This is a genomic window from Nocardia carnea, from assembly GCF_029868325.1.
Lineage (GTDB): Bacteria > Actinomycetota > Actinomycetes > Mycobacteriales > Mycobacteriaceae > Nocardia > Nocardia carnea_C.
The window spans coordinates 1-15,441 of the sequence record NZ_JARWNW010000251.1 but is presented as its reverse complement, the minus strand read 5'-3'; the positions used below and the strand labels follow the sequence as shown (position 1 = coordinate 15,441).

At 68.6% G+C, this 15,441-nt stretch carries 12 protein-coding genes and 2 tRNA genes; 8 read left to right on the top strand and 6 right to left on the bottom strand.

All coding sequences use genetic code 11. The features are described 5' to 3' along the window. Positions 1-4: 4 nt before the first annotated feature. Entirely contained in the window at positions 5-1,051 is a 1,047-nt protein-coding gene (locus QH196_RS22375; protein WP_280417776.1) for a hypothetical protein, read from the bottom strand. Positions 1,052-1,215: 164 nt separating this feature from the next. Beyond that, positions 1,216-1,758, bottom strand: coding sequence for a MarR family winged helix-turn-helix transcriptional regulator (locus tag QH196_RS22370; protein WP_280417775.1), 543 nt, complete (start codon positions 1,756-1,758; stop codon positions 1,216-1,218). A gap of 265 nt (positions 1,759-2,023) precedes the next feature. On the opposite strand from QH196_RS22370, the gene QH196_RS22365 reads away from it, so the two are divergent. Then, positions 2,024-2,095: transfer RNA gene (locus QH196_RS22365), tRNA-Cys, on the top strand. A 54-nt stretch (positions 2,096-2,149) separates the two neighbouring features. Here QH196_RS22365 and QH196_RS22360 read toward each other — a convergent pair. Next, positions 2,150-3,559 (bottom strand): metallophosphoesterase, encoded by a 1,410-nt coding sequence (locus QH196_RS22360; protein WP_280417774.1) that lies wholly within the window; start codon positions 3,557-3,559, stop codon positions 2,150-2,152. A 219-nt stretch (positions 3,560-3,778) separates the two neighbouring features. Here QH196_RS22360 and QH196_RS22355 point away from each other — a divergent pair, with 219 nt between their 5' ends. Further along, positions 3,779-4,240, top strand: a complete 462-nt coding sequence (locus tag QH196_RS22355; protein WP_280417773.1) for a nitroreductase family deazaflavin-dependent oxidoreductase — start codon at positions 3,779-3,781, stop codon at positions 4,238-4,240. An 81-nt stretch (positions 4,241-4,321) separates the two neighbouring features. On the opposite strand, the gene QH196_RS22350 is transcribed toward QH196_RS22355, so the two are convergent. The 3 genes from QH196_RS22350 to QH196_RS22340 form a co-directional block, all read right to left on the bottom strand. After that, positions 4,322-4,394 (bottom strand) — tRNA-Arg (locus QH196_RS22350). Positions 4,395-4,487: 93 nt separating this feature from the next. After that, on the bottom strand, positions 4,488-5,195 hold the full coding sequence (locus tag QH196_RS22345) for a DUF305 domain-containing protein (protein WP_280417772.1): 708 nt from the start codon (positions 5,193-5,195) through the stop codon (positions 4,488-4,490). After that, entirely contained in the window at positions 5,195-6,154 is a 960-nt protein-coding gene (locus QH196_RS22340) for a DUF3105 domain-containing protein (protein ID WP_280417771.1), read from the bottom strand. The genes QH196_RS22345 and QH196_RS22340 overlap by 1 nt, the downstream gene beginning before the upstream one ends. Positions 6,155-6,246: 92 nt before the next feature. Here QH196_RS22340 and argS point away from each other — a divergent pair, with 92 nt between their 5' ends. The 6 genes from argS (at position 6,247) to rho (ending at position 15,287) form a co-directional block, all read left to right on the top strand. Continuing rightward, positions 6,247-7,905 carry an arginine--tRNA ligase gene (argS, locus tag QH196_RS22335; protein ID WP_280417770.1) on the top strand — a complete coding sequence of 553 codons (1,659 nt, stop codon included), beginning with the start codon at positions 6,247-6,249 and terminating at the stop codon, positions 7,903-7,905. A gap of 58 nt (positions 7,906-7,963) precedes the next feature. Beyond that, the gene (gene lysA / locus QH196_RS22330) at positions 7,964-9,379 is read left to right on the top strand and encodes a diaminopimelate decarboxylase (protein WP_280417769.1); all 1,416 of its coding nucleotides are present in this window, start codon (positions 7,964-7,966) and stop codon (positions 9,377-9,379) included. 23 nt (positions 9,380-9,402) lie between these two features. Further along, positions 9,403-10,779, top strand: coding sequence for a homoserine dehydrogenase (locus QH196_RS22325; protein WP_280417838.1), 1,377 nt, complete (start codon positions 9,403-9,405; stop codon positions 10,777-10,779). Between the two features lie 59 nt (positions 10,780-10,838). Continuing rightward, on the top strand, positions 10,839-11,900 hold the full coding sequence (gene thrC / locus QH196_RS22320; protein WP_416383001.1) for a threonine synthase: 1,062 nt from the start codon (positions 10,839-10,841) through the stop codon (positions 11,898-11,900). A 2-nt stretch (positions 11,901-11,902) separates the two neighbouring features. Next, entirely contained in the window at positions 11,903-12,880 is a 978-nt protein-coding gene (gene thrB / locus QH196_RS22315; protein ID WP_280417767.1) for a homoserine kinase, read from the top strand. 406 nt (positions 12,881-13,286) lie between these two features. Next, the gene (gene rho / locus QH196_RS22310) at positions 13,287-15,287 is read left to right on the top strand and encodes a transcription termination factor Rho (protein WP_432278204.1); all 2,001 of its coding nucleotides are present in this window, start codon (positions 13,287-13,289) and stop codon (positions 15,285-15,287) included. Positions 15,288-15,441 lie beyond the last annotated feature (154 nt).

Here is a 15,441-nt window from a genome sequence, read left to right as displayed (position 1 = left end):
CCGGTCAGGGTGCGGGCGGGGCGTCGAGAACGTCGGTCGGCACGTAGGTGCCGCGGGCCGGTTGCGCCGTACCGTTCTGTGCGGTGAGCAGACCGGCCACGGTGGCGCCCAGGCCGATGGTGACGGCCGCCGCCGCATACACCTTGCGCCGGCCGGTCACCGGCGGGCTCAGCGGCACCACCTGACCCCCCGCCCGGATATGCGCGGTACGGGTTGCGGCGGCCGGCCGCTGGGCGGCGAACAGCAGCGCCCCGCGCGCCGAGACGTACTCCGGTTCCCGGTCGCAGACCAGCGGGAGGTCGAGCAGTTCGGCCAGCCGGGTGCGTAGCCCGGGATTGCGGGCGCAGCCGCCGAGCAGGGCGACGGTTTCGGCCGGCGTCTCGGATCGTTCGCTGACCCGCCGGATCAGGTCGGCGGCCGCTGCCACGGGTTCGGCGCAGAGGTCGGTGAGATCGCTGCGCGTGATCACCGCGCGTTCGGCGGTGCCGGGATCGGCCGCGGTGACCACCCGGGCGCTGCTCAGCGCTTCCCGGTATCGCCCGGCGGCGGCCTCGTCGGTGAACACTCCCGCCCGGTCGAGCCATTCGCACAGCAGTTCGTCGTAGGTGTCGCCGCCGAGGCCGGGGCACTGGGCCGCGGCGATCACGGAATCGGTGCGGCAGTCCACCTGTGTCAGGGTGAGCCCGGACGATCCCAGGTCGAACAGCATCACCGAACCCGATACCGGTAGTTGTTCGGTGAACCGCAGGTACCGGAGCTGAGCCAGCGGCTCGTCCACCAGGGTGACCCGGCCGGTGCCCAGTGCCTCACCGACCAGTTCGACCTGTGTGTGGTCCCGGCAGGTCACGGCGGTGCCGGTGATGTACTCGTCACGCTCGCGGGCGGCGGTATGCATCCGCCGGACCGCGGTGAGCACCGGGTCGATCAGGGATGCACCGGCCGGGCGGGGAATATGGCAGCGGTCGATCGGCGGGAGGTGCGGTTGATCGGAATGGGTGAGTACGGCGCGCGCTCCCGAGGAGCCCACCGATACCCCGAGGACCAGCACCATAAACATATGGTGCGCTGTGCGGCCGGGGATGCCAAGCCGAATCACCGAGAAATTTGCTGATCGGGTGCCTGGCCGTTATTCGTTTGCTACCGATCGGGCGTACAAGGCCGACCGGTATGTTCACCGCTCAATGTTTGCCGGCCCCGTGCGCACCCTGCCGGAGCTCAGGGTTCGTGCCAGCGGGCCGGTTCCTCGCCGGTGTCGAAGTCGCCCGCGGTATGCCGGAACTCGGCCAGCAACTGCAGCAGCGTCCGTAACCGGTCCGGCGGGAGTTCCGGGCGGGCGAACACCCGCTCGTTGAGGTATTCGGTGGCCTCGGCGACCAGCGAACGCCCCGCATCGGTGATCTCGATCAGGGTTGCGCGCCGGTCGTTCGGATGCGGTACCCGGTTCACCAGGCCCGCGGCCTCGAGCCGATCCACCGAATTGGTGACACTGGTCGGATGGACCTGCAACCGCGCACTGGCCACCGCCATCGGCAGCGCGCCGGTGGTGCTGAAGTTCAGCAACTGCAGCAGCTCGTAGCGCGAGAAGGTGAGCCCGGTCGGCCGCAGCGCCTCGTCCACCCGGGCCATGACGATCTGCTGGGCGCGGACCAGTGAGGTCACGGCCGCCATCCCGTCGGCGACCGCGCCCCAGCCGTGGCCGACCCATTGACGATGGGCCTCTTGTATCGGGTCCAGGGGTAGCGGCCGGGGACGAGACATGTGTTCGATCATCGCACGGCGCCCGGGAGGCCGACCCCACCGCGCGGCCCGGCGCCGGTGGTCCGCGGGTGACGTCGCGACCGCCTGCAGGCTGTGCTCGGCAGGGTCTGCACGTTCGCTCGGCACGGTCTGCGCCGCTTCTCTCGCCGGGGCGCTGCCCGGACCGGATTCCGCGATCGCTGATCCGCTCCGCGCCCCGATTGCGATCCGCGTGATCCGAACCCTGGCCCGCGACGCCGCGTACCGGCGATGATCACCTGGTCACGCGGGCGTGGCTGAGTGGTTGAGGCAACGGTCTGCAAAGCCGTTCACGCGGGTTCGATTCCCGCCGCTCGCTCGATTCGACCGTCCGGGGCCGGGGTTCGTTCCCGGCTCCGGCCGTGGTTCGGCTTCAGCGCAACCCCGAGAAATCGCGCAGTACAACGTGATTGCGGTCGGCGAAGGTGCCCAGTGCGTAATCGGGAAGTAGTCCGAGGTACTCGCCGCGGGTCAGCGTGCTCCAGCGGCGGGCATCCGGGGTGCGGGTTTTGTAGAAGTTCACCGTGTACCCGCCCTCGTAGATCCGCAGCAGGCTGTAACCGCCGGGATACTCCTTGACCGCCGCGACCTCCAGGAATTCGACAGCACAGGCGGTATCGGGCCGGGTGCGGCGGGTGCGGTGCGTATGCCCGCTGTGCTGCAGGAAAACGCCGGGCGCCCTCTCGTACAGTTGCTGGAGCCGCAGGGCGTGCGCGCGGTCCAGGATGAATCCGGGGCCGCCGGTATTGGTCAGGCCTGCCTCGACGGTGACCGGATGGTGGCCGAAAACGATTGTGGGACGGTCTGGTTCGTTGCGCAGCAATTCGCTCATCCGGTCGAACTGCGGGGGGTCGAGCACTCCGCCGGACCCGTCGAGCGCGCTGGTGTCGAGACCGAGCAGCCGCAAACCGCCCAGTTCGTCTTCGACCAGCTGTTGCCGCGGTCCGAAAATATCGCTCCAGCAATCATGATGCCCGGCGGTACCGGGAACGGCCGGACAGCCGGCGTATTCGCCGCCCGTATGCGGGCGGTCGTGGTTGCCGCGCACGGCGAGGTAGTCGGTGCCCGCGTTGCCCCAGTGGTCGAGCCGGTCGCGTACCGCGCGGAGGTCCTCCGGAGCGGCCTCGGCGCTCAGATCGCCGGCCAGCAGCAGGGTTGCGGCGCCACGATCGGGGCGGCGCAGATCGTCGAGCAGGGCATCCAGCATCACCTGCGGGTACGGCGGCAGGCCGGGCTCCTGCCGGAAACCGGGCGGGAGATCGCCTGCCACCAAACCGCTGACTGTTTCGCCGTAGTGGATATCGTTGGCCAGAGCCAGGGTCCGCAGCAACCGGCCGGGCGGGGGTACGAGGGTGGTGAAGGTTCCGCTGGTTTCCGGGGTACCCGGTAGGCCCGTGGCCGCCGAAACCGCCGGTGTCGCCGGCACTCCGGCGCCGCGTGCTTCGAAACGGTACGTGCGGCCCGGTTCGAGACCGTCGACCTGCGCGTAGTGGAACGGGGTCGTGCCGTCGGAACCCCAGATCTGGCGGGGTGGCCGCGAACTGTCGGCGGGAGCCAGCCAGACCTCGCCGTCGGTGGGTACCGGAATGGGCCGGCCCGCCGCATCGGGTGTCCGGGTGGTCCAGGTGAGCACCGCGGAGGTATCGGTCACCGTGACGACTTCCAGGTCGGTGGCGAGAACCGGTCCCGGCTGCGCGATGGCCCGCCCGGCCACGGGAAGCAGTGCGGCGAGGCCGAGCGCACCCAGTACGGTGCGACGTGACGGGCCGCAGCAGCGCGTCAATATTCTCTCCGTTCCCCACGCCTGTCCGGTCCCCTCGATACCACCGGAAGACTATGACAAACACCGGACCGGTGCCGGGTACCGGCGCGTACGTACCGGGTCGCGAGAACGGTCAGGAATCGAGAAGCGCTGGTCATCGCGGCGCGACTAGCGTCGTGCACAACGGCCCGGGCCCAGCGGATGGTGCCGGACGATCAGGACCGAGAGGGAGGTAGGTGTATGTCGCAGGAGCAGAAGCAGGGCGGACAGAAGAAGGGCTCGCCCGGCGCGCTGTCGTTGTGGTTCCAGCGGAAGATGAACGCGCGGACCACCGGCAAGATCCGCCGCAAGGGCGGTAAGTACCTGGGCATGGATCTGCTGATCCTGCACACGACCGGCCGCCGGAGCGGGCAACCGCGGGAAACGCCGATCACCTGGTTCGCCGATGACGACGGATGGCTGGTGGTCGCCTCGGGCGGCGGTAAGCGGGATCCCGATTGGTATGTGAACCTGATGGCCCATCCCGAGCAGGCGGCCGTCGAAGTGCACGGCAGCCCGGCTGTCCCGGTGACACCGCACCGTCTGGCCGGCGACGATCGCGCGCAGGCCTGGCAGCGCATCACCGGACAGCAGCCGCGCTACGCGAAGTATCAGCAGAAATCCCCCCGGGAATACCCGGTCGTGCGGTTGGCCCGCCGCTGATCCGGGGCCTGTCGCCGGCCGATGCCATGAACGAGAAAAGCTCCCGACCGGAATTTCCCGGTCAGGAGCTTTTCTCGGCTGTGCCCTCGGCAGGAATCGAACCTGCGGCCTTCTGCTCCGGAGGCAGACGCTCTATCCCCTGAGCTACGAGGGCGGGGATCCACCCGAAGGTCCGGAAGTCCGGTCGATCGGGCGGACCACAGCGTAACGCATCAGCCGCGGTAGGGCCAAAACGTGTGGTGGCGGCTCACCCGAACGGTAGCGGTTGGGCGCCGCGGTCAGCGAGCATTGTGGTCATCAACCGGGATTCGCCCTCCTGGGCGGGCAGCATCTGACCGGCGAGTGTTTTGATCTCCGTGGTCTCGGCGTGTTCGGCGCCGTATTCGAGCATCGGCACCCCGCCCTGGTGATGCCGCAGCATCAGCTGCAGGAACAGTGTGTCCAGCTGCGCGCCCCGGGCGGCGCGGAGCTGCCGGAGTTCGTCGGTCGTGGCCATGCCCGGCATCGCGGCCTTCTCCGCACCGCCGTGGTCGTGACCGTGACCGCCGTGCTCTTCCTGCGGCATCCAAGTCATAGGCTCGCCAGTGGCGGTTGCCGGGGCGTCCCACATCTGCAGCCAGCCCTGCATCCGTCCGATCTGACCCTGCTGGGTGGTGAGAATGTCGAAGGCCAGCCGCCGGACGTCGGGGTCGGTGGAACCGTTCAGCGCGATACCGGACATCTCCACGGCCTGCGCGTGATGCGCCGACATATCCTGCGCGAACCCGATGTCCACGGGCCCGGCCGGACGGGCGTCGCCGGTGGTGTCCGGCGCCAGCAGGACACCGGCGCCGAACCCGGCCACGAGCAGGGCGATCGCACCGATGATCAGCAGCGGGACGCGTTGCGCGCGCACCTGTGCGCGCCAGCCGCGGGCCGGCTGCGCTTCATCTGCGGCGGTCTCGGTGTCCGGCATTACTGCCCGGCCCCGGGCTCCGGCTGTGCACCAGCCGGTGCCTGCTGCTGTTGCGGCAGCGTGCCCGGCATCCCCGGGATGGCCGGAATACCACCGGGCAGCCCGCCCGGTGCGCCGCCCATCTCGGTCTGGTCGGGCTGGATACCGCCGCCGTCCATCGGCACCGCGTCGGGACCCGGCTCGCTCGGGTCGTAGGCGGGCGGATTCTCGGTACCGAAGGTCGGGTTGGAACAGCTGGCGCCGACCTCGGGGTAGGCGTAGTTGTTCAGGCGCAGTGCCGTGACGAACTGGCCGATCCGCTCGTCCTCGGCGTCCGGCACGGTGAGCTGGTGCCCCCACGACTGCAGCGAAATGGGCGCTTCCTGATCGGGGTACGGGGACATGAGCATGTACTGCTCGCCGTCCACCCAGGCCTTCAGCGTGTCGACTCCGTCCTCGTCGACCTTCTCGGGGTTGTAGGTGATCCACACCGCGCCGTGTTCCAGCGAGTGGACGGCGTTCTCCTCGCGGATCGCGGTGTCGTAGACGGTGCCCATACAGTCGGCCCAGGACGCGTCGTGCGGGCCGCCGAACGCCGGCGTCTTGTCGTAGGCGACGCGCTGGGTGGCGTCGACATGCAGACCCGCCGGGTATTCCTGTATCGCCACGCCCTGGATCTGCGTGGAGGGGTCCTGGTTCTGTTCGGTCGGCGCGAACTGCTGGCCCAGCGATTCGCGCAGCTGCCGGACGTGTTCCTGCCGTTCGCGGAGCGCGGCCTGCTCCTGATACTTCGGGAGCAGGCTCGCCGCCAGCGCCCCGACGAGCGCGACGAGCACCACCACAGCGCCCACCGTGAGCCACGGGATGCGCTGCATGAGCGGTGGTTTGTTTCCTTTTTTACCGCCGCCCGCCCGGGCGGGAGCGACTTTGCCCGCTGCCTTGACGGCTTTCGCCGATTTGGCGCTGGTCCTGTTCGGCATACCGGTCCTAGCTCTTTCCCACGTGATGAACAGTGCATTGCTGCGGTGCCCACTCGCGGCGCGCACCCACTCGGACCATAGGATAGAGACTCGTGACTCCAGCCGACCTTGCAGATCTCCTTCACGCGACGGCCGCGAAGGTACTCGCCGAACGCGGACTGGACCCCGCAGTCCTGCCCGACAAGGTCGATGTGGAGCGTCCGCGTAATCCCGAACACGGTGACTACAGCACGAATGTGGCGATGCGGGTCGCCAAGAAGGCGGGGACGAATCCGCGTGAGCTGGCGGGCTGGCTGGCCGAAGCGCTCGGCGATACATCGGCTGTTGCGAGCGCGGAAGTGGCCGGTCCGGGCTTCCTGAACATCCGGCTGGCGGCGTCGGCGCAGGGCGTGATCCTGCAGCAGGTGCTGGCCGCCGGTGTGAATTACGGCACCGCGGCCGCCCTGGCCGGTACCAAGATCAACCTGGAGTTCGTCTCCGCGAACCCGACCGGTCCCGTGCATCTGGGTGGTACGCGCTGGGCGGCCGTCGGCGACGCATTGGGGCGTATTCTCGCCGCGCAGGGCGCCGAGGTCACCCGCGAGTACTACTTCAACGATCACGGCGCGCAGATCACCCGGTTCGCCGAATCGCTGGTCGCGGCCGCCACCGGCGCCCCGACACCGGAGAACGGGTACGCGGGCGCCTACATCGCCGAAATCGCCGACCAGGTCGTTTCCGCGCATCCCGGTGCACTCGACCTCGACCCCGAGCGGCGTATCGAACTGTTCCGCGCCGAGGGCGTGGAGCTCATGTTCGCCCATATCAAGAAAACGCTGCACGAATTCGGCACCGATTTCGATGTGTATTTCAACGAGAGTTCGCTGTTCGCCTCGGGTGCGGTGGAACGCGCGGTGGAGACGCTGAAGAACTCCGGCGACCTGTACTCGAAGGACGGCGCCTGGTGGATCAAGAGCTCCGAATACGGTGACGATCAGGACCGGGTGGTCATCAAGAGCGACGGCCACGCCGCCTATATCGCCGGCGATATCGCGTATCTGCAGAACAAGCGGTCGCGTGGTTTCGACCTGTGCATCTATATGCTCGGCGCCGACCATCACGGCTATATCGGCCGGTTGAAGGCCGCCGCCGCGGCGTTCGGCGACGACCCCGACAGTGTCGAGGTACTGATCGGGCAGATGGTGAACCTGCTGCGCGACGGTGTCGCGGTGCGGATGAGTAAACGCGCCGGCACCGTGGTCACCCTGGACGATCTGGTCGAAGCCATCGGCGTGGACGCCGCCCGCTATTCGCTGGTGCGCAGTTCGGTGAACTCGAGTATCGATATCGACCTGGACCTGTGGACGAAACAGGAAAGCGTCAACCCGGTCTACTACGTGCAGTACGCACACGCCCGCGCGGCGTCGATCGCCCGTAATGCCGCCGAGTTCGAATACGACAAGGTCACACCGGATTTCGCGCTGCTGGACTCCGATCTCGAAGGTGCGCTCATCCGGACCCTGGGTGAGTTCCCCCGGGTGGTGGCGAGCGCGGCCACCCTGCGCGAACCGCACCGCATCGCCCGCTACCTGGAGGAATTGGCCGGCGCCTACCACCCGTTCCAGTCCAACAAGGCCCTGCGGGTGCTGCCGATGGGCGACGAACCCGTGAGCCCGGTCAACGCCGCCCGGCTGGTCCTGGCCAACGCCACCCGGCAGGTGCTGGCCAACGGGCTCGCACTGCTCGGCGTCACCGCACCGGAGCGGATGTGACCGCCACCCACCATCGCAACGACCGACTGTTCCGGCAGTGGGTGAGGAAGGGAGACCGATGAGTGTCCATCCGGCCGGACCTCGGCACGCCGATATCCCGCATGCGCCGAATCTGCCGCAGCGCCCGGCGGATCCGCGGGAGATGATCGATCTGCCCGAGAACGTGTGGCCACGCGGCGCCACCCGCGACGCCGACGATGTGGTGCGCCTCGGCGGGATACCGGTCACCGAACTCGCCGCGAAGTTCGGTACCCCGCTGTTCGTGGTGGACGAGGACGATTTCCGGTCCCGCTGCCGCGATATGGTGCGCGCCTTCGGGACCGATTCGCGAGTGCACTACGCCTCCAAGGCTTTTCTGTGCGGCGAGGTGGCGCGGTGGGTCCGCGACGAGGGTCTGTCGCTGGACGTGGCCTCCGGTGGTGAACTGGCGGTCGCGCTGCACGCCGGGTTCCCCGCCGAACGTATTGCCGTGCACGGCAACAACAAATCCGTCGCCGAACTCGAGGCCGCCGTGGCGGCCGGGGTCGGGCATGTGGTGGTCGATTCGCTGTTCGAGATCGACCGGCTGGAAGCCGTCGCCGGTGCGGCGGGCGTGGTGCAGGATGTGCTGGTCCGCGTGACCGTCGGGGTCGAGGCGCATACCCACGAATACATTTCCACCGCCCACGAAGACCAGAAATTCGGTTTCTCCATCTCCGGCGGTGATGCCATGGAGGCCTTGGCCCGGGTTTTCGAAGCCGACAACCTGCGCCTGGTCGGCCTGCACAGCCATATCGGCTCGCAGATCTTCGAGATCGACGGTTTCGAAATCGCGGCCCACCGGATGCTCGGGCTGCTTCGCGAAGCCGTCGACACATTCGGTGTCGAACGCACCGCGCAGATATCGCTGCTCGATCTCGGCGGCGGGCTCGGGATCTCCTATCTGCCCTCGGACACTCCGCCACCGCTCGACGCTTTCGCCGAGAAACTGCGGGTCCTGGTCGCGCGGGAAGCCGAACTGGCCGGGTTGCCCGTCCCACGGATCGCGGTCGAACCGGGCCGTGCGATCGCCGGACCGGGCACGGTGACCCTGTACGAGATCGGCACCATCAAGGACGTATCCCTCGACGGTGGCCTGCGCCGCCGCTACGTCAGCGTCGACGGCGGGATGAGCGACAATATCCGCCCCGCGCTGTACCAGGCCGATTACCACTGCCAGCTCGTCTCGCGCGGTTCGCAGGCCGAGCCGGTGGTCGCCCGCGTTGTCGGAAAGCATTGCGAGAGCGGCGATATCATCATCCGCGACACCTGGTTGCCCGCCGATGCCGGGCCCGGCGACCTCGTCGCCGTGGCCGGGACGGGCGCCTACTGCTATTCCATGTCGAGCCGGTACAACATGCTGACCAGACCCGCTGTCGTCGCCGTCGCAGACGGTACGGCGCGGCTGATCCTGCGCCGGGAAACGATCGACGATCTGCTCGGTCTGGAGGTCTGATGGACGCGACGAAAGGGGCGAATATGCCCGAGGTGAGCGTGCCCGCGGTGAACGATGTCGTACCGGGCCAGTGGGGCCCGGATCGGCCCATCGGGGTCGCGGTACTGGGTATGGGCAATGTGGGCAGCGAGGTCGTGCGGATTCTGCGCGAGCATGCCGACGATCTGCAGGCGCGGGTCGGCGCACCGGTGACCCTGCGCGGGGTGGCGGTCCGCAACCTCGACCGGGACCGCGGCCTGCCCGCCGAACTGCTGACCACCGATGCCGAGGGGCTGGTCGCCCGGCCCGATGTGGACGTGGTGGTCGAGGTCGTCGGCGGTATCGACCCGGCGCGCGCGCTCATCCTGGCCGCGCTCAACGCCGGTAAATCCGTGGTCACCGCCAACAAGGCGCTGCTGGCCGATTACACCGGGGAGCTGGCCGCCGCGGCCGAACGCAGTCGCGCCGATCTCTACTTCGAGGCCGCGGTCGCCGGGGCGATCCCGGTGGTGCGGCCGCTGATCCAGTCGCTGTCCGGTGACCGGGTCAACCGGGTGGTCGGCATCGTCAACGGCACCACAAACTTCATCCTGTCCGCGATGGACGAAACCGGCGCGGATTACGGCGAGACCCTCGCCGAAGCCACCCGCCTCGGTTATGCCGAAGCCGATCCCACCGCTGATGTCGAGGGCTACGACGCCGCCGCCAAGGCCGCCATCCTCGCCTCCCTCGCGTTCCACACCCGGGTGACGGCCGCCGATGTGTTCCGGCAGGGCATCTCGACGATCACCTCCGAGGACCTGGAAACCGCCTCAGCGGTGAACTGCGCCGTGAAACTGCTCGCCATCTGCGAGCGGGTGCCGGCCGGACCGGGAGAGCCGAGCCCGGCCGAGGGCGGTAAGGAGCGGGTTTCGGTGCGGGTCTATCCGGCGCTGATTCCGCGTAAACATCCGCTGGCCACGGTCAGCGGGGCGTTCAACGCGGTGGTCGTGGAGGCCGAGAACGCGGGCCGGCTGATGTTCTACGGCCAGGGCGCCGGCGGTGCACCCACCGCCTCGGCGGTCCTGGGTGATCTGGTGATGGCCGCGCGCAACAAATTCTTCGGCGGCCGCGCTCCGGGTGAATCGGTCTACGCGGCACTGCCGATCGCGCCGATGGGTGATACCCCCACCCGCTACCACGTGAATCTGAAGGTCGAGGACCGTCCCGGTGTGCTGGCCCGGGTGGCGGGTAAATTCGCCGAGCACGGGGTCAGTATTTCCACCGTCCGGCAGGAAGGGCACGATGACCGGGCACGGCTCGTCGTCGTCACCCACCTGGCGACGGAGTCGGCGCTGGCCGAAACCGTGGCCGCCCTCGCGGATATGGAATCCGTCACATCTGTCACCAGCGTTCTGAGATTGGAAGGCACCGAAGAATGACAACAGCATCGCGCAGCGGGGCGGTGGGCGGGCCTTCCGGCGTGGCCCCGCAATCCGGCGTGCACTCCCGCTGGCCCGGGCTGATCGCCGCCTACCGGGATCGGCTCGCGGGCGCGGCCGACTGGGAGCCGGTCACCCTGTTCGAGGGTGGCACCCCGCTGGTGCCCGCCCCGTACCTGTCCGAACTCACCGGGTGCGAGGTATATCTCAAGGTCGAGGGTGCCAACCCGACCGGTTCGTTCAAGGACCGCGGTATGACCATGGCGATGACCGACGCCAAGTACCGGGGTCAGCAGGCGGTGCTGTGCGCCTCCACCGGTAACACTTCGGCCTCGGCCGCCGCCTACGCGACCCGCGCCGGCATGACCTGCGCGGTGCTCATCCCGCAGGGCAAGATCGCCATGGGCAAACTCGCCCAGGCCGTGATGCTCGGCGCCAAGGTGATCCAGGTCGAGGGCAATTTCGACGACTGCCTGGAGCTGGCCCGTAAGGTCACCTCCGATTTCCCGGCGATCGGCCTGGTCAACTCGGTGAACCCCGCGCGGATCGAAGGCCAGAAAACGGCCTCGTTCGAGATCTGCGATGTGCTCGGCACCGCCCCCGATGTGCACGCGCTGCCGGTGGGCAACGCCGGCAATATCACCGCCTACTGGCGCGGCTACCGCGAATACCACGCCGACGGCGTGACCGGGTCGCTGCCGCGCATGCTCGGGGTGCAGGCCGCCGGAGCGGCACCGCTGGTCAACGGGGCCCCGGTGAAGGAACCGGAAACCATCGCGACCGCCATCCGGATCGGCGCGCCCGCTTCGTGGAATGGTGCGGTCGCGGCCAAGGAGGAATCCGGTGGCGCGTTCCGCGCGGCCACCGACGACGAAATCCTGGAGGCGTACCGGCTGGTCGCGGCGAAGGAAGGCGTATTCGTCGAACCGGCCTCCGCGGCCAGTGTCGCCGGAGTGCTGGCCGCCCGCGCCGACGGCTGGCTCGAGCCCGGGCTGAAGGTGGTCTGCACGGTCACCGGTAACGGTCTCAAGGATCCCGATACCGCTCTGCTCGGTATGCCCGAGGTCCAGGCCATCGCGGTCGACCCGGTGGCCGTCGCCGCCCGACTCGAACTGGCCTGATCTTGGATACGCGCGAGAGCCGGCTCACCGCTCCCACCCTGCCGGCCGGGCTCACCGTCACGGTCCGGGTCCCCGCGTCCAGCGCGAATCTCGGCCCCGGTTTCGATTCGCTGGGGATGGCGCTGGGCATCTACGACGAGATCGAGGTGCGCAGCACCGATTCCGGACTGGATATCCGGGTCGAGGGCGAGGGTGCCGACGAGGTGCCCTGGGGGCCACAGCATCTGGTGGTCCGCGCCATCGAACGCGGACTGGAATCGGCCGGGGTCTGGGCCGACGGCCTGGAGGTGCTGTGCCGGAACACGATTCCGCACTCCCGCGGGCTGGGTTCCTCGGCGGCGGCCGTGGTCGGCGGTATCGCCGCCGGCTGCGCGCTGGCCGCCGAATTCGACCCGGCGCTGGCCGTCGACACCGACCGGATGGTGCAGCTCGCCGCCGAGTTCGAGGGGCATCCCGACAATGCGGCGGCCAGCGTGCTCGGCGGTATCGTCGTCTCCTGGACCGAAACCGGACCCGGCCCCGAGGCCATCGGTGATATCGCTGCGCCACAGCGGATCTACCGTGCCGTCCGCCTCGACGGGCACGCCGGCCTGCGACCGGTCGTCCTGGTGCCCGACGAGCGCTCTTCCACCGCGCAGACCCGGGGCCTGCTGCCCGAGCTGATCCCGCATCGCGACGCCGCATTCAATGTGAGCCGGGCCGCGCTGGCGGTGGTCGCGCTGACCCAGCGCCCCGATCTGCTGCTCCCGGCCACCGCGGACCGGTTGCACCAAACCCAGCGCGCACCCGCCCTGCCGCTGACGACCGCCTGGATCGACCGCTTGCGGGCCGCCGGAATCGCGGCTACCGTTTCTGGCGCCGGCCCCACGGTGCTCGCACTCGGGACCAGCGCTTTCCCCGACGAACTGCGTGCGCGAGCCGCGGCGGACGGGCTGCGGGTACTCGAGCCCGGCCTCGCGGAAGGCGTCCGGATCGCCTGACGGGCGCGTCCGCCTTGCCGAGGTTCGTAGTTGCCCGCTATCCTGGGCAAGTCCGTACATCGCGCGCATCAGACGCCGGTGCTTCATCAGGGCAATCGCTCCAGCAGGCTCCAGGCTCGAGCCTCCATGCCATGGGGGTGCCGCGCAGCCTCTGAACTGGAATGATCTCTTCCACCATTTTCCTCGGTGGCGAAGCACCCGGTCCCGGAGGGGCAGGCGATACGGCTACAAATCCGAGTCCGGCAGCGAGATCGGGCTACGGAACGAAACCCTCGACACAGCACACGGCCATCGAGGGAAGGAAAGGATCTCCGTGACAGATACGGACCTGCTCGCGACACCCGGGGTGGAATCCGACTCCGTACCCTCGGGCAACCGCGAAAGTGACTCCGGACAGATTTCGAAGATGAGCGAAAACACCGACATCGGATCGGGGCTGACTGGAATGTTGTTGCCGCAGTTGCGCGCACTGGCAGGGGAACTCGGAATTCGGGGCACCTCCGGTATGCGCAAGGGTGATCTCATCGCTGCTATCAAGGAAAACCAGGCCGGCAGACCCGCCGCAGCGGAGCGCAACTCCCGCGCGAAGGCTGCCAAGGAACGTAAGTCCGCGGAGCCCGCCGCGGCCGCGGCCACCACGGCTCCTGCCGCACCCGCCGCCGCTCCGGCCGAGGCTCCCGCGCCCGCCCGGACCGCGAACGATCGTGCCTCCACCGGCGCCGATAAGGCGTCCGGCGATATCAAGGGCGCCGAGAAGCAGGCCGCCACCAACGGTGCGGCGAATGCCAACGGCACCGCGGAGGCCGACACGTCGAAGGCCGGCACCGGCGACGCCAAGGGGGATACCAAGGCCGACGCCAAGCCAGAGACCAAATCCGCCGACGCCGAGGACACCGGCCGGGATTCCGGCCAGCGTGGCCGCGGCCGGCAGCGGCGCGGTCGCGATCAGCAGGGCAAGAGTTCCGGCGATTCCGGCGAGCCGCGCACCGACGACGCCAAGTCCGACGGCGGCAAGTCCGAGTCCAAACAGGACAGCAAGGACTCCGACCAGGGCGAACGCCGGCGGGACCGGAACCAGGGCGGTCAGCAGAACCAGGGCGATCAGCGTGGCTCCGGTGGTAACCGGGGCGGCGACGGTAACCGCGGTGGCGACGACGAAGAAGGCGGCCGCGGTCGCCGGGGTCGCCGGTTCCGCGAGCGTCGCCGTGGCCGCGACCGCGAGGGCGGCGGCGAGGCCCGCGAGCCCGAGATCCGGGACGACGACGTTCTGCAGCCGGTCGCGGGCATCCTCGATGTCCTGGACAACTACGCGTTCGTGCGCACCTCCGGCTACCTGGCCGGGCCGAACGACGTCTACGTCTCGATGAACCTCGTCCGCAAGAACGGCCTGCGCCGCGGTGACGCGATCACCGGTGCGGTGCGGGCCCCGCGTGAGGGTGAACAGTCCAACCAGCGGCAGAAGTTCGATCCGCTGGTGCGCCTGGACACGGTCAACGGCGCCGAGGTGGATTCGGCGAAACGGCGGCCCGATTTCAACAAGCTCACCCCGCTGTACCCCAATCAGCGGCTGCGCCTGGAAACGACGCCGAACAAGCTGACCACCCGGGTCATCGACCTGATCATGCCGATCGGTAAGGGGCAGCGTGCCCTGATCGTGTCGCCGCCGAAGGCCGGTAAGACCACGATCATGCAGGACATCGCCAACGCGATCGCGATCAACAATCCCGAGTGCTACCTCATGGTTGTGCTGGTCGACGAACGTCCCGAAGAGGTCACCGATATGCAGCGTTCGGTGAAGGGCGAGGTTATCGCCTCGACCTTCGACCGGCCGCCGTCCGATCACACCTCGGTCGCCGAACTGGCCATCGAACGGGCCAAGCGCCTGGTCGAGATGGGTAAGGACGTGGTGGTCCTGCTCGACTCGATCACCCGCCTGGGCCGCGCCTACAACAACTCCTCGCCGGCCTCCGGACGCATCCTGTCCGGTGGTGTCGATTCCACCGCGCTGTACCCGCCCAAGCGGTTCCTCGGCGCGGCGCGCAATATCGAGAACGGCGGCTCGCTGACGATCATCGCCACCGCCATGGTGGAAACCGGTTCGACCGGTGACACGGTGATCTTCGAGGAGTTCAAGGGCACCGGTAACGCCGAGCTCAAGCTCGACCGCAAGATCGCCGAGCGGCGCGTGTTCCCCGCGGTGGACGTCAACCCGTCCGGTACCCGTAAGGACGAACTGCTGCTCAACGTCGACGAGGCCGCGGTTCTGCACAAGCTGCGCCGTGTCCTGTCGGGGCTGGATTCGCATCAGGCCATCGATCTGCTGATCGACCGGTTGAAGAAGAGCAAGAACAACCTGGAATTCCTGATGCAGGTCTCCAAGACCGCTCCGGGAGCCCTGGACGAGTAAGTAGAGCTCTTTCGGCATGCGGGCCGATATGCTTCGGTCCCGCGCCGCAGGCCGCAGCCCGGTCAGAACTTCGCTGACCCGGCAGGTTATCGGTGGAAGCGACCTGCGCATGGCCACAGAGTAAGGCGAACCCGCCTCCTGCGCCGCCGTTTAT